At 38.8% G+C, this 23178-nt stretch carries 40 protein-coding genes; all 40 read right to left on the bottom strand.

The genetic code is table 11. The features are described from left to right. Positions 1-267 precede the first annotated feature (267 nt). The 40 genes from UtA1_RS03730 to rpsJ all read right to left on the bottom strand — a co-directional run bounded on the left by UtA1_RS03730 (position 268) and on the right by rpsJ (position 22978). Positions 268-1329: an ISL3 family transposase gene (locus UtA1_RS03730; RefSeq protein WP_197722741.1), complete on the bottom strand. Its 1062-nt coding sequence runs from the start codon at positions 1327-1329 to the stop codon at positions 268-270. 1 nt (position 1330) lies between these two features. Then, positions 1331-1540 (bottom strand): hypothetical protein, encoded by a 210-nt coding sequence (locus UtA1_RS17440; protein WP_197722740.1) that lies wholly within the window; start codon positions 1538-1540, stop codon positions 1331-1333. Positions 1541-1661: 121 nt separating this feature from the next. Next, complete coding sequence (gene tnpC / locus UtA1_RS03725; RefSeq protein WP_096550079.1) at positions 1662-3221, bottom strand: IS66 family transposase; 1560 nt, start codon at positions 3219-3221, stop codon at positions 1662-1664. Between the two features lie 48 nt (positions 3222-3269). Next, on the bottom strand, positions 3270-3566 hold the full coding sequence (gene tnpB / locus UtA1_RS03720) for an IS66 family insertion sequence element accessory protein TnpB (protein WP_096550078.1): 297 nt from the start codon (positions 3564-3566) through the stop codon (positions 3270-3272). A 46-nt stretch (positions 3567-3612) separates the two neighbouring features. Beyond that, the gene (locus tag UtA1_RS03715; RefSeq protein WP_016839676.1) at positions 3613-3810 is read right to left on the bottom strand and encodes a hypothetical protein; all 198 of its coding nucleotides are present in this window, start codon (positions 3808-3810) and stop codon (positions 3613-3615) included. A gap of 271 nt (positions 3811-4081) precedes the next feature. Continuing rightward, positions 4082-4474 (bottom strand): 30S ribosomal protein S9, encoded by a 393-nt coding sequence (gene rpsI, locus UtA1_RS03710; protein WP_016839401.1) that lies wholly within the window; start codon positions 4472-4474, stop codon positions 4082-4084. Between the two features lie 22 nt (positions 4475-4496). After that, positions 4497-4934, bottom strand: coding sequence for a 50S ribosomal protein L13 (gene rplM / locus UtA1_RS03705; protein ID WP_016839400.1), 438 nt, complete (start codon positions 4932-4934; stop codon positions 4497-4499). Between the two features lie 163 nt (positions 4935-5097). Then, entirely contained in the window at positions 5098-5838 is a 741-nt protein-coding gene (gene truA / locus UtA1_RS03700; RefSeq protein WP_096550077.1) for a tRNA pseudouridine(38-40) synthase TruA, read from the bottom strand. A 15-nt stretch (positions 5839-5853) separates the two neighbouring features. Beyond that, entirely contained in the window at positions 5854-6651 is a 798-nt protein-coding gene (locus tag UtA1_RS03695) for an energy-coupling factor transporter transmembrane component T family protein (protein ID WP_016839398.1), read from the bottom strand. Then, positions 6648-7517, bottom strand: a complete 870-nt coding sequence (locus UtA1_RS03690) for an energy-coupling factor ABC transporter ATP-binding protein (RefSeq protein WP_016839397.1) — start codon at positions 7515-7517, stop codon at positions 6648-6650. Before UtA1_RS03690 ends, UtA1_RS03695 begins: the two co-directional genes overlap by 4 nt. Further along, positions 7493-8338 (bottom strand): energy-coupling factor ABC transporter ATP-binding protein, encoded by an 846-nt coding sequence (locus UtA1_RS03685; RefSeq protein WP_096550076.1) that lies wholly within the window; start codon positions 8336-8338, stop codon positions 7493-7495. The genes UtA1_RS03690 and UtA1_RS03685 overlap by 25 nt, the downstream gene beginning before the upstream one ends. A 369-nt stretch (positions 8339-8707) precedes the next feature. Beyond that, entirely contained in the window at positions 8708-9088 is a 381-nt protein-coding gene (gene rplQ / locus UtA1_RS03680; protein WP_016839395.1) for a 50S ribosomal protein L17, read from the bottom strand. A 42-nt stretch (positions 9089-9130) separates the two neighbouring features. Beyond that, positions 9131-10075 carry a DNA-directed RNA polymerase subunit alpha gene (locus tag UtA1_RS03675; protein ID WP_096550075.1) on the bottom strand — a complete coding sequence of 315 codons (945 nt, stop codon included), beginning with the start codon at positions 10073-10075 and terminating at the stop codon, positions 9131-9133. A 128-nt stretch (positions 10076-10203) separates the two neighbouring features. Then, the gene (gene rpsK, locus UtA1_RS03670; protein ID WP_016839392.1) at positions 10204-10593 is read right to left on the bottom strand and encodes a 30S ribosomal protein S11; all 390 of its coding nucleotides are present in this window, start codon (positions 10591-10593) and stop codon (positions 10204-10206) included. A 24-nt stretch (positions 10594-10617) separates the two neighbouring features. Next, the gene (gene rpsM / locus UtA1_RS03665; protein WP_096550074.1) at positions 10618-10983 is read right to left on the bottom strand and encodes a 30S ribosomal protein S13; all 366 of its coding nucleotides are present in this window, start codon (positions 10981-10983) and stop codon (positions 10618-10620) included. 21 nt (positions 10984-11004) lie between these two features. Beyond that, complete coding sequence (rpmJ, locus tag UtA1_RS03660; RefSeq protein WP_000868344.1) at positions 11005-11118, bottom strand: 50S ribosomal protein L36; 114 nt, start codon at positions 11116-11118, stop codon at positions 11005-11007. A 36-nt stretch (positions 11119-11154) separates the two neighbouring features. After that, positions 11155-11373, bottom strand: a complete 219-nt coding sequence (infA, locus tag UtA1_RS03655; protein ID WP_016839390.1) for a translation initiation factor IF-1 — start codon at positions 11371-11373, stop codon at positions 11155-11157. Positions 11374-11782: 409 nt separating this feature from the next. Next, complete coding sequence (locus UtA1_RS03650) at positions 11783-12439, bottom strand: adenylate kinase (RefSeq protein ID WP_096550073.1); 657 nt, start codon at positions 12437-12439, stop codon at positions 11783-11785. 58 nt (positions 12440-12497) lie between these two features. Then, positions 12498-13793, bottom strand: a complete 1296-nt coding sequence (gene secY, locus UtA1_RS03645; RefSeq protein WP_096550072.1) for a preprotein translocase subunit SecY — start codon at positions 13791-13793, stop codon at positions 12498-12500. Further along, the gene (gene rplO, locus UtA1_RS03640; protein WP_016839387.1) at positions 13793-14233 is read right to left on the bottom strand and encodes a 50S ribosomal protein L15; all 441 of its coding nucleotides are present in this window, start codon (positions 14231-14233) and stop codon (positions 13793-13795) included. Before rplO ends, secY begins: the two co-directional genes overlap by 1 nt. 35 nt (positions 14234-14268) lie before the next feature. Continuing rightward, positions 14269-14451: a 50S ribosomal protein L30 gene (rpmD, locus tag UtA1_RS03635; protein WP_016839386.1), complete on the bottom strand. Its 183-nt coding sequence runs from the start codon at positions 14449-14451 to the stop codon at positions 14269-14271. Between the two features lie 12 nt (positions 14452-14463). Continuing rightward, complete coding sequence (gene rpsE, locus UtA1_RS03630; RefSeq protein WP_016839385.1) at positions 14464-14964, bottom strand: 30S ribosomal protein S5; 501 nt, start codon at positions 14962-14964, stop codon at positions 14464-14466. Between the two features lie 21 nt (positions 14965-14985). Further along, on the bottom strand, positions 14986-15345 hold the full coding sequence (gene rplR / locus UtA1_RS03625) for a 50S ribosomal protein L18 (protein ID WP_016839384.1): 360 nt from the start codon (positions 15343-15345) through the stop codon (positions 14986-14988). Positions 15346-15376: 31 nt separating this feature from the next. Beyond that, complete coding sequence (gene rplF, locus UtA1_RS03620; protein ID WP_016839383.1) at positions 15377-15916, bottom strand: 50S ribosomal protein L6; 540 nt, start codon at positions 15914-15916, stop codon at positions 15377-15379. A gap of 30 nt (positions 15917-15946) precedes the next feature. After that, on the bottom strand, positions 15947-16345 hold the full coding sequence (gene rpsH / locus UtA1_RS03615; protein ID WP_096550071.1) for a 30S ribosomal protein S8: 399 nt from the start codon (positions 16343-16345) through the stop codon (positions 15947-15949). A gap of 32 nt (positions 16346-16377) precedes the next feature. Beyond that, entirely contained in the window at positions 16378-16563 is a 186-nt protein-coding gene (locus tag UtA1_RS03610; RefSeq protein WP_016839381.1) for a type Z 30S ribosomal protein S14, read from the bottom strand. Between the two features lie 18 nt (positions 16564-16581). Further along, positions 16582-17121, bottom strand: coding sequence for a 50S ribosomal protein L5 (gene rplE / locus UtA1_RS03605; RefSeq protein WP_096550070.1), 540 nt, complete (start codon positions 17119-17121; stop codon positions 16582-16584). A gap of 27 nt (positions 17122-17148) precedes the next feature. Continuing rightward, on the bottom strand, positions 17149-17457 hold the full coding sequence (gene rplX, locus UtA1_RS03600; protein WP_016839379.1) for a 50S ribosomal protein L24: 309 nt from the start codon (positions 17455-17457) through the stop codon (positions 17149-17151). Positions 17458-17494: 37 nt separating this feature from the next. Further along, the gene (rplN, locus tag UtA1_RS03595) at positions 17495-17863 is read right to left on the bottom strand and encodes a 50S ribosomal protein L14 (RefSeq protein WP_016839378.1); all 369 of its coding nucleotides are present in this window, start codon (positions 17861-17863) and stop codon (positions 17495-17497) included. 44 nt (positions 17864-17907) lie between these two features. Then, the gene (gene rpsQ / locus UtA1_RS03590) at positions 17908-18171 is read right to left on the bottom strand and encodes a 30S ribosomal protein S17 (RefSeq protein ID WP_016839377.1); all 264 of its coding nucleotides are present in this window, start codon (positions 18169-18171) and stop codon (positions 17908-17910) included. 18 nt (positions 18172-18189) lie between these two features. Then, positions 18190-18390 (bottom strand): 50S ribosomal protein L29, encoded by a 201-nt coding sequence (gene rpmC, locus UtA1_RS03585; protein ID WP_016839376.1) that lies wholly within the window; start codon positions 18388-18390, stop codon positions 18190-18192. Continuing rightward, on the bottom strand, positions 18380-18814 hold the full coding sequence (gene rplP, locus UtA1_RS03580) for a 50S ribosomal protein L16 (RefSeq protein ID WP_016839375.1): 435 nt from the start codon (positions 18812-18814) through the stop codon (positions 18380-18382). Before rplP ends, rpmC begins: the two co-directional genes overlap by 11 nt. A 2-nt stretch (positions 18815-18816) precedes the next feature. Further along, entirely contained in the window at positions 18817-19473 is a 657-nt protein-coding gene (gene rpsC, locus UtA1_RS03575; RefSeq protein ID WP_016839374.1) for a 30S ribosomal protein S3, read from the bottom strand. Between the two features lie 2 nt (positions 19474-19475). Further along, positions 19476-19823, bottom strand: coding sequence for a 50S ribosomal protein L22 (rplV, locus tag UtA1_RS03570; RefSeq protein WP_096550069.1), 348 nt, complete (start codon positions 19821-19823; stop codon positions 19476-19478). A 22-nt stretch (positions 19824-19845) separates the two neighbouring features. Further along, positions 19846-20124, bottom strand: coding sequence for a 30S ribosomal protein S19 (gene rpsS / locus UtA1_RS03565; protein WP_016839372.1), 279 nt, complete (start codon positions 20122-20124; stop codon positions 19846-19848). Positions 20125-20184: 60 nt separating this feature from the next. Continuing rightward, complete coding sequence (gene rplB / locus UtA1_RS03560; protein WP_016839371.1) at positions 20185-21015, bottom strand: 50S ribosomal protein L2; 831 nt, start codon at positions 21013-21015, stop codon at positions 20185-20187. Between the two features lie 46 nt (positions 21016-21061). Then, positions 21062-21346, bottom strand: a complete 285-nt coding sequence (rplW, locus tag UtA1_RS03555; protein ID WP_096550068.1) for a 50S ribosomal protein L23 — start codon at positions 21344-21346, stop codon at positions 21062-21064. Further along, complete coding sequence (gene rplD / locus UtA1_RS03550; protein ID WP_096550067.1) at positions 21346-21969, bottom strand: 50S ribosomal protein L4; 624 nt, start codon at positions 21967-21969, stop codon at positions 21346-21348. Before rplD ends, rplW begins: the two co-directional genes overlap by 1 nt. Positions 21970-21995: 26 nt before the next feature. Beyond that, positions 21996-22628 (bottom strand): 50S ribosomal protein L3, encoded by a 633-nt coding sequence (gene rplC, locus UtA1_RS03545; RefSeq protein WP_096550066.1) that lies wholly within the window; start codon positions 22626-22628, stop codon positions 21996-21998. 41 nt (positions 22629-22669) lie between these two features. Continuing rightward, on the bottom strand, positions 22670-22978 hold the full coding sequence (gene rpsJ / locus UtA1_RS03540) for a 30S ribosomal protein S10 (protein WP_016839367.1): 309 nt from the start codon (positions 22976-22978) through the stop codon (positions 22670-22672). Between the last annotated feature and the right edge of the window lie 200 nt (positions 22979-23178).

The raw sequence follows: 23178 nt of genomic DNA, 5'->3' as shown, positions 1-23178 counted from the left end.
GGGGTGGCTGGCAAGTCTTTTTTTTATTGCACTAAAAAAAGTGCTAGACTCTGTACAAATTCGTTGCACTAGTCTGCACTTTTATTATGCAATAAACAGCAAATCTTAAATATCTTGAAAGAGTCATAATAAAATTCCGAAAAAAATTACATTCAAAATACATTCAAATACAACTTTTTATGGTTCTTTGTCAAATAGTGTTGGTGAAAAAATTTTGTGACTTTCCTGGTATATGCAACCGCACAGCTTAGAGGAACTTCGATTCCTCTAAGCTTTTTTCATTGTCATTAAATTTTGGGTGATCAGAATCCGAGTTTTAAAATGTCGGAAACAGCGATAGCCGAAAGAAATACGCTTTATCACCTTAATTTTGTTATTAATCCCTTCTAAAATACCGTTGTTATAATCGTATTTCAACGTATTCTCCACGTAATTTATGTATTTGTTTATTGTCTTGATGGCGGTTTTCATATAGCTGGAAACGCTGTTCCGTTTATTCGCCAAGGTTTTCTTCAAGAGCTCAAAGTCTTTGGTTTTGATGCAATGTCGAACGTATTGGTATAACTCATAGGACGCCTTTAATTCAGAATCCAGATTAATGATGTAGTGTAGAATATCCACCTCACACATGAGCTTTTTAAAGCAGTGATGATATTTGTAGTTTTTATAATCGAGTTTTGTTTGATCTTTCAGAAGGAGCTTCCAGTATGTTTTCAATTTATTGTAATTCTTTTTATCCCGATTCATGACGTTGATGCGCGTTTTGTTTAAAGCTCTGCTAAATAGTTGGAGGATATGAAATTTGTCGAGTACGATTTCCGCTTTAGGGAAAACTTCGTGGATTAAGGAAATATAAGGGCTGTACATATCGATGACAATCGTTTTTACCGCATCTCTCGTCTTCTTGGAATACCGTAAGAAATACTCTTTGAGGACATGTAATCTCCGGTCCTCCACGATATCCACCATCTCCCCCGTTTCAGAGTCGCAGAAAATAAAGGACATCGCTCCAGCTGCGGATTTCACTGATTTAAACTCATCAAAACACAAATGCTTTGGAAGGTAGTGAACATTTGGTTGATAGTAGCTATAAAAGCTGTCAATGACACGACTGACAGTGGCATGAGAAACATTATGTTTCATCGCAATATCTTTTTCGGATATTTTATCTTTGGCGTTTAAAGCAATCGATACTTTGGTATTGTTGGAAATACAACAGTTTTTAGCCACGACGCTCGTTTTTAAAGTAAACGTGGAATGACAATGTTTACAGAAATAACGCTGTTTACGCAATTTTAAGTAGGTATGAAAACCTGAAACACTAGGCATTTTAATGAGAGAAGTTTAAACCGTGTTTAATGATTTGATCATCGAAGACATGGCCACAAGCATAGCACGCTTTTGGTTGATACGTTAACGTCCCATGAAAGACTTTAGCTTTTACTTTTTTGATCGTTTCGGTAGAACAAAAATTTTCATCAAATGTGATATTTTTGTCTTTTATATTGAGTAGGTTTCGTATAGAATGATGGTGAGACATGTGACACAACGTAAGCCCGAAATATGTGAGATAAATAAAAAAATGCGCACCCTTCTGGTACACACGACGAATAGCCCTTCAATCCCAAGTTTTTTCGGATTGAGGGCTATTTTGCCATTGCTCATGATTCACGAATTGTTTTCGACCATGGCAAATAGCGATCTAATATTTCTGGCTGTTGATGGATTGGTAAACTTGGGAGTTCCGACAATACTTTCACTAAGTATTGATAAAAATCAATTCCATTAGCTTTTGCCGTTTCAGCCAAGCTTAAACAGATGGCATTCGCATCGGCTCCAGATTCACTGACGGAAAACAGCCAGTTTTTTCTTCCAATGACATTTGGCCGAATCGCATTTTCAGCTGGGTTATTGTCCATTTCAATGCGCCCATCATACAGAAAAGCTTTTAAGCCTTCGGCATGCTTCAATGTATACTCCGCAGCTTTGGCAAGGGCATTCTTTCCATAGAAAGGAGATTCATCAATCCATTTGAAAAATGCCTCGACGATTGGTTTGGACTCCTTTTGTCTTGCTTTTCTACGTTCACTCGGTCGAAGTTTTTTAAATTTACGTTCTAACCGATAAAGTTGATTGCAATAATCCACACCAATCCGTCCATTTTTACTATCAGCTTTTAACCAGTATCGACGAACATGAGCCCAGCAGTTGGCAAAATGAATATTCGATACATCATGATATGCAGAATATCCATCGCAGATCATCGTTCCTTTAAAGCCTTTTATAAAGTCAGTCAAAATTTCCCGACTTCGAGATAAAGCACTATGGAACAGAACAATTGCTGGACCTTGAGATGCTACGCTACGGAATACCCAGTTGTAAGCCTTAGACTGGGCTGGCTTCCCATCAGAGCGGTTCAAAACTTGGGCATAGGTTTCATCGACATGAAGGATAGATTTTTTCAAGAGCGTTTCTTTCATCCGATTATATAATGGAAGAAGCCAATCTTCTGCAGTGCGAATCACCCAGTTGGATAGGTTCTTATCATTGGTTAGTAAACCATAACGATGCCATTCCTTTACCTGCCTATATAAAGGTAAATAAAGAATAAATTTATCATAGATGAGTTTTGCTAAGACCGTTGGTCCTGCGATACTTCGCTGAATGGCAGGTTGCGGTGCTTTTCCACGTTTGATTTGTGAGTCTTTATTCGAATCTTTTTTACAAGACCTGCACTCATAAGCGTGTTCAATATGCTGAACACGCTTCATAGTAGCTGGTATGAATTTTGCTTCTTCTCGTACAATCGTGCTGCCAATCTCTGTCATAGGTGATTGACAACACTCGCATTGTAAGTTTTCTGGATGATGATGAATTTCTTCAATTTCTAAACCATCCATAAAAGAATCATTTCGTTTTTTCTTGTTATGTCGTTTACGAACAACTGTGTATGTCACAGTGTCCGTGCTTTTTTCTCCTGTGTGCTCAGGTTCATTAAAAAAAGAGTCGTCATCAAACAAAGAACACTGTCCGTCTGGAGCTTGATACTTTGATTTTTCAGATTTTGAGCCATAAAGCCGTTTAGTTAAATAACGAACTTGTTGTGACAATAATTCAATTTGTTTCAACAGTTCATCATTTTTTTGATTGGCATGAGCTAGTTGCTCTTCTAATGACTGAATTAACTTTTCGTTTGAATCATTGTTCACAACATCCACCACTTTTCCGTACTGATTCTATATAGAGTTGATTATATCATGAATCGGTATTTAGAAGGCACCTTTTTTCGATTTTTGGATGGCTTTAGGTTGTTGAATCGAGAGCCCTTCGAGCAACCATCGAAGCTCCTGTTGAGTCAAATTTCGAACCTCATTTTCATTTCTGGGCCATTGGAGTTTGCCGTTATCGATTCGTTTGTATAACATGGCGAAGCCATCTCCATCAAAATACAAACATTTATAGCGGTCTTTCTTCCGTCCACAAAATAAGAAAATGGCGTTGCTATATGGATCCAGTTCGAAAGAATCCTGAATTAAGGTGGCAAGACCATCAATTCCTTTTCTCATATCCGTACGACCACAAATGATATAGATATTTTTTCACTTAGTAAAATCATGAATCACTGCTATTCAACTCCTTGATGACCGTTTGAATGATGTGAGGTTTTACACCGGGGTAAAAGGAGATTTTAAAATTTGTTGCTTGAATAACGCATACAGGTTTGAGAGGACCACGACTCGTTGAGGGTGGAGTTGAATCAGAATCGGATTCCAAATTGACAGGGACGATATTTAGTTTTTCAACTGCCAAACAAAAACACCTCCTCTGTAATCGATAACTCTATCTTACAGGGAGGTACGATCGATTGATATGCGTCGTTTGAATTCGGGCTTACGACACAACTCCTTTGGGAAATGTGGTTTGGCGATTACATTTTACCAGAGTTTGTCACATGTTTCATTTTTTTGTGTAAAAAAATTGGTGCTGGTTGTATCCACCAACACCAAATATTATAGAGCCCTTTTTATTAAATATACAGCCCATTCTAAAAAATCCAGAATGGGCTGTAAACGTTGATAAATTAACGTTTTGAGAATTGTGGTGCGCGACGAGCGCCTTTAAGACCGTATTTTTTACGTTCTTTCATGCGTGGGTCACGAGTTAGTAAACCAGCTTGTTTTAAAGCTGGACGGAAATCTGGATCAACTTGAAGTAACGCACGAGCGATACCGTGGCGGATAGCGCCAGCTTGTCCAGTATAACCTCCACCTTTAACGTTTACTAATACATCGTAACTACCTAAAGTTTGAGTTAATTTTAATGGTTGTTTAATCACTTCACGTAATGTTTCGAATGGAATGTACTCTTCTACATCACGTTTATTAATAATGATTTTGCCTTCGCCAGGTACTAAACGTACACGAGCTACTGAGCTTTTACGACGACCTGTGCCAGTATATTGAACTTGTGCCAAGTGAATATCCTCCTCTAATTAATTATCCGCGAAGCTCGAAGCTTTCTGGTTTTTGTGCAGCATGTGGATGATTTGGACCAGCATAAACATGAAGCTTTTTGAACATTTTGCGTCCTAAAGAGTTTTTAGGAAGCATTCCTTTTACTGCTAATTCGATCATTCTTTCTGGATTTCTTTCAAGCATTTCGCCTGCTGTACGTTTCTTTAAACCGCCAGCGAATTGAGAGTGACGGTAGTAAATTTTATCTTCTAATTTGTTACCAGTTAAATGAATTTTTTCAGCGTTAATTACGATTACATAGTCACCAGTGTCAACGTGTGGTGTATAAATTGGTTTATGTTTACCGCGTAAAATAGCAGCAACTTCTGAAGCTAAACGACCAAGCGTTTTACCTTCTGCGTCAACTACTAACCATTTACGCTCTACTTCATGACCTTTCGCCATAAATGTTGTACGCATGTATATATCCTCCTAATCGATTTCATGAACCGTTAATTTTCCATTTTTCTCACTAATAAGTTTCGGGGCTTATAAGTGGAATGAAAATACCATATGTTATAATATTATAGTTCAAAACATAAGTCAAGAAAAATGTTGAACACAAGGAAAAGTTGTTATCGCATTAATAGTATACTTTTTCTAAATATAGCCCGTGGGGAGGAGCCGTTGTACCTGCCATTTCGCGATTTTTCGATTCAATAATGTCCTTAATAGATTCTGCCTCTCTTTTTCCAATCCCAACTTCCCATAAAGTACCAGCAATAATCCGAACCATATTATATAAAAAGCCACTTCCTTCAATGACCATATGAAGTTCCTGATCGTGCCACTCAAAATCGATGGAATAAATCGTGCGAACTTTGTCATCAACAGGTGTACTCGCTGCACAAAAACTAGTAAAGTCATGAGTACCAACTAAATAAGCTGCGCCGTTTTCCATTTTACTTACGTCCGGCTTTCTTCCTCTCGTTTCAACAGTATAGTTTCTCTTGAAAGGACTTTGGACTTCATCACAATTCCATTTATACCGGTATCGTTTTCCTTTCGCATCAAATCGAGCATGAAAATCAGGGGAAACTTCTTCCATATCGAGTATTCGAACATCAGCTGGCAATTGTGCATTTAATGCCACTTTATAGTTTTCTGCTGGAATCGAAAGAGTCGTATCAAAATGAATGACTTGTCCAGTGGCATGAACACGCGCATCTGTACGTCCGCTAGCAAAAATGCGTATGTGTTCGCCCTTATGCATTACTGTTAATACTTTTTCAATTTCAGATTGCACCGTTCTTTTTCCCGGCTGCGCTTGGTAGCCAGAAAAGTGCGTTCCATCATAAGAAATAATTGCTTTTAAGCGTCGCAAGTCTCTCACCTTTTTCTAACTGCGGAAGAACACTAAAAGAGCAGTTATCAATACTAATGCAAAAATACAGGTTGTATCTTTCGCATCCCATTTTAACTGGCGATATCGAGTGCGTCCTTCTCCTCCTCGATATCCCCGCACTTCCATTGCTGTTGCTAAATCTTCTGCCCGTTTAAAGGCGCTTACAAATAAAGGCACCAGAAGGGGAACAACCGCTTTAATTCGATCTTTTATTGGTCCTGCTCCTAAATCGGACCCTCTCGCCATTTGTGCTTTCATGATTTTATCCGTTTCATCCATTAGCGTTGGAATAAAGCGTAACGCAATGGACATCATCAATGCTAATTCATGAATCGGCAATTTAAATTTCTTCAAAGGATTTAATAGTACTTCAAGTCCGTCTGTTATTGAAATAGGAGAAGTTGTTAATGTTAAGATTGTTGTAATAAATACAAGTACAACAAAACGGATCGATATGAAAATTCCTTGTCTTAAACCTGCTTCATAAACCTTTAGAAAACCAAGGTTCAGTAGTACATCTCCTTCTCTAGTAAAGAGAATGTGAATGAGAAACGTGAAAATTACTAAAATGATAACCGGTTTTAATCCATTTATTAAAAAATGTAATCGAATTCTTGAAATCAAAATGACAAACAATGTAAAAATTAACAATAGGCCATATGTAGCCGCATTGTTCGCTAAAAATACAATAACCACAAAAATAAACGTAAATATGAGTTTGGAACGTGGATCTAACTGATGTACGAAGGAATCTCCTGGGATAAATCGTCCGAAAATCATTTTCTCCATCATGAATGATCACGCTCCTTTAACGACCGAGCAATCTCATCCGCTAGCTCTTCCTCAGTTAAACAAATTTTTGAAAGTGGCTTTCCTATTAACTTTTCAATCTTTTGTTGAAATTTCACGATACGAGGAATTTCTAATCGATATTTTTTTAGCGTTTCACTTTCTGAAAATATTTCCCGTGGAACACCTGTTAACACACAGCGTCCTTCATGCATAATCGAAATTTGATCTGCGTATTTCGCCGCATCTTCCATGCTATGGGTGACTAGAATGGTTGTTAATTCTCTCTCTTTATGCAGACGATAAAACAAATCCATAATTTCTTTCTGTCCTCTAGGGTCGAGCCCAGCAGTAGGTTCATCTAATACAATCACATCTGGATTCATTGCAAGTACTCCAGCTATTGCAACCCGTCTCATTTGTCCGCCTGATAAATCAAAAGGCGACTTGTCTAACACTTCTTCAGGCAATCCAACTTGTTTGATGCCTTCGCGAGCCCTCTTCTCCGCTTCTTCTTCAGAAACACCAAAATTCATCGGACCGAACATAATGTCTTTTAATACTGTTTCTTCAAATAGTTGGTGCTCTGGGAATTGGAATACAATACCTACCTTTTGACGAATTGGTTTTAATTCTTTTGCCTTTTTTCCCGCTTCGATTTTTCGTTCTCCAATATGTACGATTCCTTTTGTTGGTTTTAATAATCCATTGAAATGTTGGAGAATCGTTGATTTACCAGAACCTGTATGTCCAATGATTGCATGATAGGTTTTAGATGGAATATCCATCTCCACATCAAATAAAGCATACTTCTCAAAAGGTGTACCTGCTGAATATGCATAGCTTACTTGCTGAAGTTTGATGTCCATAGATCATTCACCAACTCTTCTTCTGTTAAATTATTGCCTGATAAATGTACACCTTTTGCTTGGAGCAGCTCTGTCATCCTCATTGCAAAAGGCAATTCTAAACCAAATTCAGTCAATTTATCCCCTAATGCAAAAATTTCTTCTGGTGAACCTTCTGCATATTTCTTGCCCTGGTTCATAAAAATAACTCGGTCTGCGAGAAGTGCTTCTTCAACATCGTGCGTAATCGATAAAACTGTTAAGCCAATTTCTTTTCTTAATTCTAGAACTGTTTGTAATACTTCTTCTCGACCTTGTGGATCAAGCATGGAAGTTGCTTCGTCTAAAATTAATAATTTCGGATGCATTGCAAGTGCTCCGGCAATGGCAACACGTTGCTTTTGACCACCTGATAAATGATGGGGTTCATGGTTTAAAAACTCATACATTTTGACTTTCTTTAAAGACGAAGAAACCCGTTCAACCATTTCTTCAAAAGGCACTCCGTTGTTTTCTAATGCAAAGGCAACATCGTCTTGCACTGTCGCTCCAACAAATTGGTTATCAGGATTTTGAAAAACCATTCCAATTTTTGAGCGAATATCCCAAAGAGTCTCTTCATTTAATATGCTTTGCATGACGCGAATTTCCCCCTCTTGCGGGAAGAGGAGACCACAAACCATTTTCACCATTGTAGATTTGCCTGAACCATTATGACCGACAATGGCAATCCACTCGCCCTCATTAATTGAAAACGAAACATTTTGAACAGCTTTACGGGCATCAGGTTTGTCAGGTGTGTATGAAAAAGATACATTATGAAATGATAGAATTTCGGTCACATCTATGCTCCTCTCTCCAGGGCTCTACATTTCTAGTTCTAAATGAATCTCCTATATATAAAAATAAAACACGTTTAAAAATTTTGAAAATTACATGAAGAAACGTATTTTATTTTTACATACTCTTTAATAGATTTTGGTTTGAATAAAAAAGCGCGCACCTCATTCAGGAGAAATGCGCTAATAACATTTATAGAAGTACGGTTTATTAACGTTCCGTAATCTGATGAATGAGGTGCGGAGAGCTAGACGATACGAATTTTTCATTCGATCATCATAACGCTCATGTGCCATTTTATTGTCGTATAAATCACACATTTGTAAAAAAGGGGGCGAGTTCAACCGGAAACCCGGACACCCCCTAAAAAATTAAACTAACTCGATAATTACTACAGGCGCTCCGTCACCACGACGAGGACCTACTTTTAAGATACGTGTATAACCACCTTGGCGATCAGCGTAACGTGGCGCAACATCATCAAATAATTTTTGAAGAGCAAATTTCGTTTTTTCGTTTCCTTCTTCATCAGTAGTTGTCACTACTTCACGACGGATGAATGCTGCAGCTTGACGGCGAGCATGTAAATCTCCGCGTTTACCTAAAGTAATCATTTTCTCAACAACTGAACGTAATTCTTTTGCACGAGCTTCAGTTGTTTCAATGCGTTCATTAATAATTAAATCAGTTGCTAAATCACGTAATAACGCTTTACGTTGAGAACTTGTACGGCCTAGTTTTCTGTAACCCATGAATGTTCCCTCCTTTATTCGAACATAATAAATAACGATTGCTTAGTCTTCTTTACGTAAAGATAAGCCAAGCTCTGCAAGTTTTGCTTTTACTTCTTCTAATGACTTACGTCCAAGATTACGAACTTTCATCATATCGTCTTCAGACTTATTCGTAAGTTCTAATACTGTATTAATACCTGCACGTTTTAAACAGTTATAGGAACGAACAGAAAGATCTAATTCTTCGATCGTCATCTCTAATACTTTTTCTTTTTGGTCCTCTTCTTTTTCTACCATGATTTCCGCTGCTTGTGCTTCATCTGTTAGACCAACAAAAATATTTAGATGCTCTGTTAATATTTTCGCTCCGAGTGAAATCGCTTCTTTCGGACCGATGCTACCATCAGTCCACACATCAAGGGACAATTTATCGTAATCGGAATTTTGTCCTACACGAGTATTTTCCACTTGATAATTAACGCGTGAAACTGGAGTGTAAATAGAGTCGATCGGGATCACGCCGATAGGAAGATCCTCACGTTTGTTTTGATCAGCAGGAGTGTAACCACGGCCTCTCTTAGCATACATACGTATACGCAAATGACCGTTGCTTGCGATTGTTGCTATATACAAATCTGGATTTAAAATTTCAACATCACTATCATGTGTGATATCACTTGCTGTAACTGTTGCTTCACCTTTCACATCAATCTCAAGAATTTTTTCCTCATCGGAGTAGATTTTCAGTGCAAGTTTTTTTAAGTTTAAAATGATTGAAGCAACATCCTCTACTACCCCTTCAATAGTTGAGAATTCATGTAATACCCCATCAATTTGTACAGATGTAATCGCTGCACCCGGTAATGAGGATAGAAGGATACGACGTAAAGAATTACCCAAAGTAGTACCATATCCACGTTCTAGTGGTTCTATAACAAACTTACCATATGTGGAATCTTCGCTGATCTCAACAGTTTCAATCTTTGGTTTTTCAATTTCGATCATTCAATTTACCCTCCTTCAAAACATCGACTGTATAGGTCATACCATCATAATAGTCAAAAAATCTTGACTTTATAAATTTGTACAATTCTTCTTGCACAAGAATGATGTACTCCAAAGAGTTGCACCCATTACACACGACGACGTTTTGGCGGACGGCAACCGTTATGTGGAACTGGTGTAACATCTTTAATTGCTGTTACTTCAAGTCCTGCAGCTTGAAGTGCACGGATAGCCGCTTCACGACCTGCACCTGGACCTTTAACAGTTACTTCTAACGTTTTTAAACCATGCTCAAGGGAAGCTTTAGCAGCGGCTTCAGCAGCCATTTGAGCAGCGTATGGAGTAGATTTACGAGAACCTTTGAATCCAAGAGCACCTGCACTTGACCAAGAAACTGCATTCCCTTGCATATCAGTAATCGTTACGATTGTATTGTTAAATGTAGAACGAATGTGTGCAATACCTGATTCGATATTCTTTTTCACACGACGTTTACGTGATTGTTGTTTACGAGCCATTACGGAAGGAACCCCCTTTACTTATTATTTTTTCTTGTTCGCAACAGTTTTACGAGGACCTTTACGAGTACGTGCATTGTTTTTCGTATTTTGTCCACGAACAGGTAGACCACGACGGTGACGGATACCACGGTAGGAACCAATTTCCATTAAACGTTTAATGTTTAGTGATACTTCACGACGTAAGTCACCTTCAATTTTGTACTTATCTAATTCTGTACGGATTCTGTCTAATTCATCTTCAGTAAGATCACGTACACGAGTATCTTCAGATACACCAGCTGCAGCTAATACTTTTTGAGCAGTTGGTTTACCAACACCATAAATATAAGTTAATGAAATTACTACGCGTTTATCGCGAGGAATATCAACACCAGCAATACGTGCCATTTATTCGCACCTCCTTAAAAATTATCCTTGTTTTTGTTTGTGTTTTGGATTTTCACAGATTACCATTACTTTACCGCGTCGGCGAATAACTTTACATTTTTCGCAAATCGGTTTTACAGATGGTCTCACTTTCATTTAACTCAACCTCCTTAGTCTTCGGAGTGCAAAAGATTATTTAAAACGGTATGTGATACGACCGCGAGTTAAATCATAAGGAGATAACTCAATAGTAACCTTATCTCCAGGTAAAATTCGAATGAAATGCATACGAATCTTTCCGGAAACGTGTGCAAGCACCGTGTGCCCATTTTCTAATTCTACCTTAAACATCGCGTTTGGCAAAGTCTCAACAACTGTTCCTTCGACTTCAATTACATCGTCTTTCGCCATCAACCCTGTCTCCCTTCTATATGTGCTAAATCGTTCTCCCTAGAGAACACTCGCAACAGATTTTACAGGTTAGAAGCAACTCCATTAACAAACGTTGGATTGTATGAGAGATGTTCGAAAGACGCTCGTCTGGTTTCGCTTCACACAATCCAGGGAATGAACAGATCCGGTAAGGAAACTGTATTCCTTTGTTAAAATGTCCGGATATCATGGAAAATTCACACCCGTTCACTTGATGCTTCCACGAAACCCATAACACTCTTCACAAAAGAACTTTCTAAGTAAGTATAAGCACTTTCGCAAGTAGTGTATACCGGGCACTAATATGCTTTTGCAACTCTCAATATTTTATGTTGCCTCCGATTACCCCTCGCGAAAAGTATTATGACTTTCGAAAGAATGACGGGTATCAGCTGCGACTGCCCTGTAATAATAGAGCGTCAAGATCAGCAAACACTTTTTCAATCTCTTGCTGACCATTAATATTTGTTAATAAACCTTTAGATTCATAAAAATCAAGTAAAGGTTGTGCTTGTTTCATATTTACTTCCAGGCGATTAGCAACCGTCTCAGGATTGTCATCAGCTCGAGTGTATAATTCTCCGCCATCCTTATCACATTTTCCTTCCACTTTAGGAGGATTAAAAATAACGTGATAAGTAGCGCCGCAAGTTTTACAGATACGACGACCGCTTAAACGTGCAACTAGTTCATCTTTTTCAACTTGGATATTAATCACATGATCGATTTTTTTCCCAAGTTCTTCTAAGATGTTATCTAATGATTCAGCTTGAGGTACCGTGCGTGGGAACCCATCAAGTAAGAATCCATTTTCACAGTCTTTTTGTGCAAGTCTTTCGCGCACGATGCCAATAGTAACCTCGTCTGGAACTAATGCACCTTGATCCATATAGGATTTCGCTTTAAGACCTAGTTCCGTACCTTGACTGATAGCAGCACGGAACATATCACCTGTAGAAATATGAGGGATTTCGTACTTATTCACGATTTTTTCTGCTTGCGTACCTTTACCAGCACCTGGCAAGCCCATTAAAACGATATTCATACGGTTATTTCCCTCCTAAGTGCTGGCTTAGGAAACAATAATGTTTCCTAACCAACATTTATTTCATAAAGCCTTTATAATGACGCTTAACTAGTTGGGCTTCTAATTGTTTCATTGTTTCTAATGCCACACCGACAACGATGATAACACTCGTTCCACCAATTTTTGCGGAAGCCGGTAAATTCATAAAATTAATGAATAAAATCGGCAAGACAGAAACAACAGTTAAAAACAGCGCACCAACAAATGTTAAACGATATAACACTTTTGTTAAGTAGTTTTGAGTATCATTCCCTGGACGAATTCCAGGAATATATGCACCTTGTTTTTTCAGGTTATCTGCAACGCGTTCGGGATTTACTTGAATAAATGCGTAGAAATAAGTAAACGCAATAATTAAAGCAACATAAATAATCATTCCAACAGGTTTTGTATAGTCAAACGTGTTGATAATGAACGTGGTGATTTTGTTCTCACCGAAGAACGCAGCTAAAGTCTGAGGTGTAACGATGAACGCTACTGCGAAGATTACTGGAATAACTCCTGCAGCGTTCACTTTTAAAGGTAAGTGCGTTTGTTGTGCACCAACATTCATTGCTCGACCAGAAACTCTTTTTGCATACTGAATTGGAATCTTACGTAACGCTTGTTGTACGTAAATTACTCCAACAATAATGGCCAACATTATTAATGCAAGAAGTACTAAAACGACAATGCGGATGAATAGTTGATCCCCTGCACCTTCAATTTGTTGAGCATAAATTTGGTTAACCGTAGTAGGTATTGCAGCGACAATACCAGCAAAGATAATGATTGAAATACCATTACCAACGCCATGTGCGGTAATTTGCTCACCAAGCCATAGCAAAAATGCAGTACCAGCCGTAAGCACAATTGCTATTGTCAAATAAGATAAAACACTAGTATCTGTTATTAATGTTCCACCATATAATTGGTTAAAACCGAATGACATAGCGAAGGCTTGGATGAAAGCTAACACTACAGTAAAGTAGCGAGTAAATTGGGCTAACTTTCGGCGACCTACTTCACCTTGACGTCCCCATTCTGCAAACTTAGGCACGACATCCATTTGTAACAATTGAACAATGATTGAGGCAGTGATATAAGGCATAATTCCCAATGCAAAGATTGAGAAGTTTGCTAATGCACCGCCACCAAACACGTTAAGAAAACCAACTATGTTAAATTGATCCGTTACTTTTAATACATCTGCATCTACGTTAGGTACAGGGATGAATGTTCCTAAACGAAAGACGATAAGCATTAATAATGTGAAAAAGATTTTATTTCGAATATCACGAACGCGCATAAAGTTTGCGAATGTTTGAAACATTAAATCACCTCAGCTGTTCCGCCGGCGTTCTCAATTGCTTCTTTCGCAGAAGCAGAGAACTTGTGAGCTTTCACGTTAAGCTTTTTATTAAGCGTTCCGTTACCAAGAACCTTAATACCAGCTTTTTCTTTGCTCACGATACCTGTTTCGATTAATAATGCAGGTGTAACTTCTGCACCATCTTCGAAACGATTTAATGCATCTAGGTTCACGATTGCATATTCTTTACGGTTTACATTTGTAAAACCACGTTTTGGTAAACGGCGGAATAGTGGGTTTTGACCACCTTCAAATCCTGGACGTACACCGCCTCCAGAACGAGCGTTTTGACCTTTTTGACCGCGACCAGAAGTTTTACCGTTACCAGAACCGATACCACGACCAACACGGTTACGTTTTTTACGTGAACCTTCTGCTGGTTTAAGTTCATGAAGTTTCATTATAGGTGGCACCTCCTTGTACATTTTATAAATCATTAAATTTCTTTAACTGATACTAAGTGTGACACTTTATTAATCATACCACGAATAGCTGGATTATCTGCATGTTCTACAGTAGAATTAACCTTTTTTAAGCCTAAAGCTTCAACTGTTTTACGTTGTTTTTCATTAGCTCCGATTACAGATCTTTTGAGGGTGATTTCTAATTTGTTAGCCATGATTATCCCCCCTTATCCTAATAGCTCTTCTACTGTTTTACCACGAAGTTTTGCAACTTCTTCAGCACGTTTTAATTGTTTTAATCCCTCAACTGTAGCACGTACCATATTGATTGGTGTGTTAGAACCTAGAGATTTTGAAAGGATATCCGTAATTCCTGCTAACTCAAGTACTGCACGTACTGGTCCACCAGCGATTACTCCAGTACCTTCAGAAGCAGGTTTCATTAAAATTTCTCCTGCACCGAAGTGACCAATTACCTCGTGTGGAATAGTTCCACCTACACGTGGTACTTCGATTAAGTTTTTCTTCGCATCTTCTACAGCTTTACGAATCGCATCTGGTACTTCTTGAGCTTTACCAGTACCAAATCCTACATGACCGTTTTTATCTCCTACTACTACTAAAGCTGAGAAGCGGAAGCGACGTCCACCTTTAACAACTTTCGCAACGCGGTTAATCGTTACAACGCGTTCTTCAAGTTCCAGTTTGCTTGCGTCAATACGACTCATGAAGTATGTCCCTCCTTCTTATTAAAATTGTAAACCGTTTTCGCGTGCAGCATCTGCTAATGCTTTTACACGTCCATGATATAAATAACCACCACGGTCAAATACAACTGTAGTAATATTTTTCTCTAATGCACGTTTTGCGATCAATTCGCCAACTTTTGCTGCAGCATCTTTATTGTTGCCAGCACCTTCGAAATCTTTTTCTAATGTTGAAGCACTAACAAGTGTATGTCCTGCAACATCGTCAATGATTTGTGCGTAAATGTTTTTGTTAGAACGGTATACGTTTAAACGTGGACGTTCAGGTGTACCGTGGATTTTTGTACGCACACGTGCATGACGTTTTTTACGAACTTTATTTTTATCTAGTTTCGTAATCACAGTGGTCACTCCTTTCTAAGGATCAAGCTAATTATTTACCTGTTTTACCTTCTTTACGACGTACATATTCGCCTTCGTAACGAATACCTTTACCTTTATATGGTTCAGGTGGACGTACAGCGCGAATGTCAGCTGCGAATGCACCTACACGTTCTTTGTCAATTCCTTTAACAACAACTTTTGTATTTGAAGGAACTTCGATTTCGATACCTGGTTCAGCAGTGAATTCAACAGGATGTGAGTAACCAACGTTTAATACAAGTTTTTTCCCTTGTAATTGAGCACGGTACCCAACCCCAATAAGTTCTAAAGAACGAGAGAATCCTTCAGATACACCTTTCACCATGTTTGCAAGTAACGCACGAGTTGTACCGTGGATTGTACGGTGTTCTTTTGAATCAGAAGGGCGAACAACAGTAATTACGTTGCCTTCTTGCTCGATTTTCATATCTTGATTGAATTGACGAGTTAGTTCGCCTTTCGGCCCTTTTACTGTTACAGTGTTGTCCTCAGCAACTGTTACTGTAACGTTAGCAGGAACTTCGATCGGTTTTTTACCTACACGAGACATTTCATTGCACCTCCATTCACAAATTACTTATTACCAAACGTAAGCTAAAACTTCTCCGCCCACTTTTTTAGCACGTGCTTCTTTATCAGTTAACACGCCTTGAGAAGTTGAAAGAATTGCGATACCTAAGCCGTTTAACACTTTTGGAATTTCGTCAGTTTTCGCATATACGCGTAAACCTGGTTTAGAAATACGTTTTAATCCAGTAATTACACGTTCGTTATTTTTTCCATACTTTAAGAAAATACGGATGATACCTTGTTTGTTGTCATCGATATATTCAACGTCACGGATGAAGCCTTCTCGCTTAAGGATTTCAGCGATTTCCTTTTTAATGTTGGAAGCCGGTACTTCTAACTTTTCGTGACGAACCATGTTCGCATTACGGATGCGAGTTAGCATATCTGCAATTGGATCTGTCATTGTCATATTCTTATTACCTCCTTCCCATTTTTTGGGGATTACCAGCTAGCTTTTTTCACACCAGGAATTTGTCCTTTATATGCAAGTTCACGGAAACAAATACGGCAAAGTTTAAATTTACGATATACAGAGTGTGGACGACCACAGCGCTCACAACGTGTATATTCTTGTACTTTAAACTTAGGTTTACGTTTTTGTTTAACGATCATTGATTTTTTTGCCACGTTTTCGCCCTCCTTTTATTATTTTTGGAACGGCATACCGAATTGTGTCAATAACTCGCGAGCTTCTTCATCAGAGTTCGCTGTCGTTACGATCACGATATCCATACCGCGCACTTTTGAAACTTTATCGTAATCGATTTCAGGGAAAATCAATTGTTCTTTAACACCTAATGTGTAGTTTCCACGACCATCAAATGCTTTTTTAGAAACACCGCGGAAGTCGCGTACACGCGGAAGTGCGATAGAAATTAATTTATCAAGGAAATCATACATACGTTCACCACGTAATGTAACTTTTGCACCAATTGGCATCCCTTCACGTAAACGGAATCCAGCGATTGATTTTTTCGCTCTAGTAACAACAGGTTTTTGACCAGTAATAATAGCTAGTTCTTCAACAGCAGCATCTAATGCTTTAGAGTTTTGTACTGCGTCACCAACACCCATGTTAACTACGATTTTTTCAACTTTTGGAACTTGCATGATTGATTTATATCCAAACTTATTCATTAAAGCAGGAACTACTTCGTTGTTGTATTTTTCTTTTAGGCGGTTCATGTTTGTACCTCCTTTCAAAATTTCTTATTAGTCGATTACTGCACCAGATTTTTTTGCAACACGAACTTTTTTGCCATTTTCGATTTTATAACCTACACGAGTCGGCTCGCCAGTTTTTGGATCGATTAGCATAACGTTCGAAACGTGGATTGGTGCTTCTTGGCTTACAATACCACCTTGTGGGTTTAATTGATTAGGTTTTACGTGTTTTTTAACGATGTTTACACCTTCAACAATTACCCGATCTTTCTTTGGAAAAGCAGCAAGTACGATACCTTCTTTACCTTTGTCTTTTCCTGTAATAACTTTTACTTTGTCGCCCTTTTTAACATGCATTATGTGTCGCACCTCCTTAATTGGTACTATCAGATAATTAAAGAACTTCTGGAGCTAGGGAAATGATTTTCATAAAGTTGTTATCGCGTAACTCACGTGCAACCGGTCCGAAAATACGAGTACCACGCGGTGACTTATCGTCTCTGATGATAACGCATGCGTTTTCGTCAAATTTAATGTAAGTGCCATCTTTACGGCGAACACCAGATTTAGTACGTACTACAACGGCTTTTACAACGTCACCTTTCTTAACAACGCCTCCTGGTGTTGCTTTCTTAACTGTGCAAACGATAATATCACCGATGTTTGCAGTTTTACGACCAGAACCACCAAGCACTTTAATTGTTAACACTTCACGTGCACCTGAGTTGTCAGCAACTTTTAAACGAGATTCTTGTTGGATCACTTAGGTTACCTCCCTTCGGAATTCGCGTATTTTCCGAATTTCTATTAAATAATAACCGCTTTTTCTACTACTTCTACAAGACGGAAATGCTTTGTAGCTGATAGCGGGCGTGTTTCCATAATGCGTACGATGTCACCGACTTTTGCTTCGTTGTGCTCATCGTGAGCTTTGAATTTTTTAGAATACTTTACACGCTTGCCGTATAATTTGTGTTTTTTATAAGTTTCAACTAGGACAACGATTGTTTTGTCCATTTTGTCTGAAACTACACGGCCAGTGTAAACTTTGCGCTGTTTACGCTCAGTCATATTAGCGGACCTCCTTTATCAGTTATCTCCACTGATTTCTCTTTCACGAATCACAGTTTTCATACGCGCAATCGCTTTACGAACTTCACGAATGCGAGCTGTGTTTTCTAATTGACCAGTCGCCAATTGGAAGCGAAGGTTGAAAAGCTCTTCTTTCAGTGATTTAACTTTTAATTCGATTTCAGAAGTGGCAAGTTCACGGATTTCTTTAGCTTTCATTAGAATCACCACCAGTTTCTTGACGTTTCACAATTTTACATTTCACAGGAAGTTTATGTGATGCCAAACGAAGCGCTTCGCGTGCAACTTCTTCAGAAACACCTGCAACTTCGAACATAACTTTTCCTGGTTTTACTACAGCTACCCAACCTTCTGGAGAACCTTTACCGGAACCCATACGTACCTCAAGAGGTTTTTTCGTATAAGGTTTGTGTGGGAAAATTTTAATCCAAACTTTACCGCCACGTTTCATGTAACGAGTCATCGCAATACGAGCGGCTTCAATTTGACGGTTAGTGATCCAGCTAGCAGTTTGAGCTTGAAGACCCCATTCACCAAATTGTACTTCACGACCGCCTTTTGCTTGACCGCGCATTTTACCGCGATGTTCGCGACGATATTTAACACGTTTTGGCATTAACATAATTATTTTCCTCCTTCCGCAGAGTTTTTCTTCGTAGGAAGGACCTCACCACGATAAATCCATACTTTTACACCTAATTTTCCGTATGTTGTATCTGCTTCTGCGTGAGCGTAATCGATGTCTGCACGAAGCGTATGAAGTGGTACAGTTCCTTCACTATAATGTTCTGCACGTGCGATATCCGCACCGCCTAAACGACCAGATACTTGCGTTTTAATCCCTTTTGCTCCTGCGCGCATAGTGCGTTGAATCGCTTGTTTTTGAGCACGACGGAATGAAACACGATTTTCAAGTTGACGAGCGATATTTTCTGCAACTAATTTTGCATCAAGATCCGCTTTTTTAATTTCAACGATGTTGATGTGCACCCGTTTACCAGTGATATCGCTTAAGTATTTACGTAAGTTTTCTACTTCCGTACCACCTTTACCGATTACCATCCCTGGCTTTGCAGTGTGAATCGTAATGTTCACTCGATTTGCAGCACGTTCGATTTCAACTTTGGAAATCGCTGCTTCTTTTAAAGTAGTTTCGATATATTTACGGATTTTGATATCTTCGTGAAGTAATTCAGCGTAGTCTTTTTCAGCGTACCATTTTGACTCCCAATCACGAATGATACCAATTCGCAATCCGTTTGGATGTACTTTTTGACCCAAAATTAACCCTCCTTCTTCTCAGATACCACTACAGTGATGTGGCTTGTGCGTTTATTAATTGCGCTTGCACGTCCTTGCGCACGTGGACGATAACGTTTTAATGTTGGTCCTTCATCAACATAAATTTCAGAAATGTATAAGTTGTTTGGATTTAATTCGTAATTGTGCTCAGCATTTGCAACTGCAGATTTTAATACTTTCTCAACGACTGGAGACGCCGCTTTTGGAGTATGACGTAAAATTGCAACTGCTTCTCCTACTTGCTTGCCTCTAATTAAATCTACTACTAAGCGCACTTTACGAGGGGCAATTCGGACTGTGCGAGCAACGGCTTTAGCTTTTGTTGTCATCAGGATCTACCTCCTCTCAAAATTAGCGTCTTGTTTTTTTGTCATCCGCACCGTGACCTTTATAAGTACGAGTTGGTACGAACTCGCCAAGTTTGTGACCTACCATATCTTCTGTGATGTATACCGGAACATGTTTGCGTCCATCATAAACCGCAATTGTTAATCCGATGAAGTTAGGGAAGATCGTAGAACGGCGAGACCAAGTTTTAATTACTTGTTTTTTGTCTAGACCTTGTTGTGCTTCTACCTTTTTCATTAAATGTTCATCACAAAATGGTCCTTTTTTCAAGCTGCGACCCATTTAGTAACCTCCCTCCGTGATTTCACCACGGCTCTTCGCTCGAACCGTAGCTTTATCACATTATTTTTTACGTCCACGAATAATTAATTTATCAGATTTATTACGTTTCTTACGTGTCTTGTATCCAAGAGCTGGTTTACCCCATGGTGTCATTGGTGATTTGCGACCGATTGGTGCTTTACCTTCACCACCACCGTGTGGGTGATCATTAGGGTTCATTACAGAACCGCGAACTGTAGGGCGTTTACCTAACCAACGAGAACGACCCGCTTTACCGATGTTTACTAATTCGTGAGATTCGTTACCCACTTGACCGATTGTTGCGCGGCAAGTAGCTAATACTAAACGAACTTCACCAGATTGAAGACGTACGATTACGTATTTTCCTTCACGTCCAAGTACTTGCGCAGATGCACCAGCAGAGCGTACTAATTGTCCACCTTTACCTGGTTTTAATTCGATATTGTGAACTGTAGTACCCATTGGGATGTTTGCTAATGGTAAAGCATTACCTACTTTAATATCAGCATCTGGACCAGAAATAATTTCTTGACCTACTTTTAATCCTTTTGGTGCAATAATATAACGTTTTTCACCATCAACATAGTTAATTAATGCGATGTTAGCAGAACGGTTTGGATCGTATTCGATTGTAGCAACGCGTCCTGGAATGCCATCTTTATCACGTTTGAAATCGATGATACGGTATTGGCGTTTATGTCCACCACCGTGATGACGAACAGTAATTTTACCCTGGTTGTTACGACCAGCTTTGCGTTTTAAAGGCGCTAATAATGATTTTTCCGGTTTATCCGTTGTGATTTCCGCAAAGTCAAATGATGTCATGTTACGACGACCATTTGAGGTTGGTTTATACTTTTTAATCGCCATGTTGTTTCCCTCCTTCTTTAAATGTCAAAACGAACACATTTTACAATTAGAAATCGAATAATTCAATTTCTTTGCTATCAGGTGTTAATGTTACGATTGCTTTACGACGTCTGTTTGTTAATCCTTGGAATTTACCTACACGTTTTACTTTGCCTTTGTAGTTCATGATGTTGACTTTAGCCACTTTTACGCCGAAGATTTCTTCTACTGCATCTTTCACTTGTGTTTTGTTCGCACGAAAATCAACTTCGAAAGTGTACTTTTTATCAGCCATCAGTTCAGAAGAACGCTCAGTAATGACAGGACGTTTAATTACATCACGTGCATCCATTATCCAAGCACCTCCTCAACTTTTTCTACTGCAGCTTTCGTGAATACAACTTTGTCATGACCTAATAAATCAAGAACGTTGATTCCAGAAGCTGTTAAAACTGTTACGCCTGGGATGTTACGTGCGGATAATGCCACGTTTTCATCTAATTCAGCTGTAACAAATAATGCTTTTGAATCGATTTTTAAGTTACCTAAAATTTCTTTGAAGTCTTTTGTTTTAGGTGCATCTAATTTCAATGCATCTAACACTAGGAAGTTTTGTTCGTTCACTTTAGCAGATAATGCAGATTTAAGAGCTAAACGACGAACTTTTTTAGGTAATTTATAGCTATAGCTTCTTGGTTGTGGTCCGAATACAGTACCACCACCACGCCATTGTGGAGAACGGATAGATCCTTGACGAGCACGACCTGTTCCTTTTTGGCGCCATGGTTTTCTACCACCACCAGAAACTTCAGAGCGGTTTTTTACTTTATGTGTACCTTGACGTAGAGATGCGCGTTGAGCGATTACTGCGTCGAATAATACTGCTTCGTTTGGTTCGATACCGAAAATCTCATCATTCAATTCGATTTCTCCAACAGAAGCGCCTGTTTGACTAAGTACAGTTACCTTTGTCATTCCTGTTTCCTCCTTTCTTCAAGAAATTAGTTAGATTTTTTAACAGCTGCTTTTACTGTTACTAAAGATTTTTTAGAACCAGGAACATTACCTTTTACTAGTAGTAAGTTACGTTCAGTATCCACTTTAACAATTTGTAAGTTTTGGATAGTTACTGTATCTCCACCAGTTTGACCAGGTAAAGCTTTTTGTTTAAATACTCGGTTTGGAGCAATAGGTCCCATTGAACCTGGACGACGGTGGTAACGAGAACCGTGAGACATTGATCCACGAGATTGGCCATGGCGTTTAATTACACCTTGGAAACCTTTCCCTTTTGTTACTCCTGTTACATCTACCCAATCGCCTTCTGCAAAAATATCTACTTTGACTTCTTGACCAACTTCATACTCATCTAAGTTTACTCCACGAATTTCACGAATGAAGCGCTTAGGAGCAGTATTTGCTTTTGCTACGTGTCCTTTTTCCGGTTTGTTAGCAAGCTTTTCGCGCTTATCTTCGAAACCAAGTTGGATTGCTTCGTAGCCATCGTTTTCAACAGTTTTCTTTTGAAGTACAACGTTTGGAGTTGCTTCAATTACTGTTACTGGTATTAAATCGCCGTTCTCAGCAAAAACTTGCGTCATACCGATTTTTCTACCTAAGATTCCTTTGGTCATTTGTCACACCTCCTGTGATAATTAAAAGTTTTATTTTACTATTAAAGTTTGATTTCGATGTCAACGCCAGACGGTAAATCAAGCTTCATTAACGCATCAACTGTTTGAGGAGTTGGGTTAATGATGTCGATTAAACGTTTGTGAGTGCGCATTTCGAATTGTTCGCGTGAATCTTTATACTTGTGAACAGCTCGAAGGATTGTGTACACAGTTTTTTCCGTTGGTAACGGAATCGGACCTGATACACTTGCGCCTGAACGTTTAGCAGTTTCAACAATTTTTTCAGCGGATTGATCTAATACTCTGTGATCATACGCTTTTAAACGAATACGAATCTTTTGTTTTGCCATTATTTTCCCTCCTTTATCGCCTAATTACTAGACATTCTCCACGGAAATTTCCCACACACTCGCCATGGCAAAGCGGCCGGGTGTGTCGGCAACCTCCCGCTTCATCGCAGTCAAAGACCAACATTCAACATTATATACAATAAAATAGTTGTTAGCAAGTGTTTTCTCGAATTTTATTGGTCTTTCAAATTTTGCACTCC

It is taken from the genome of Ureibacillus thermosphaericus (genome assembly GCF_002370195.2).
Classification (GTDB): domain Bacteria; phylum Bacillota; class Bacilli; order Bacillales_A; family Planococcaceae; genus Ureibacillus; species Ureibacillus thermosphaericus.
The sequence above is the reverse complement of the archived record's forward strand: the minus strand, read 5'-3'. Positions and strand labels throughout refer to the sequence as shown.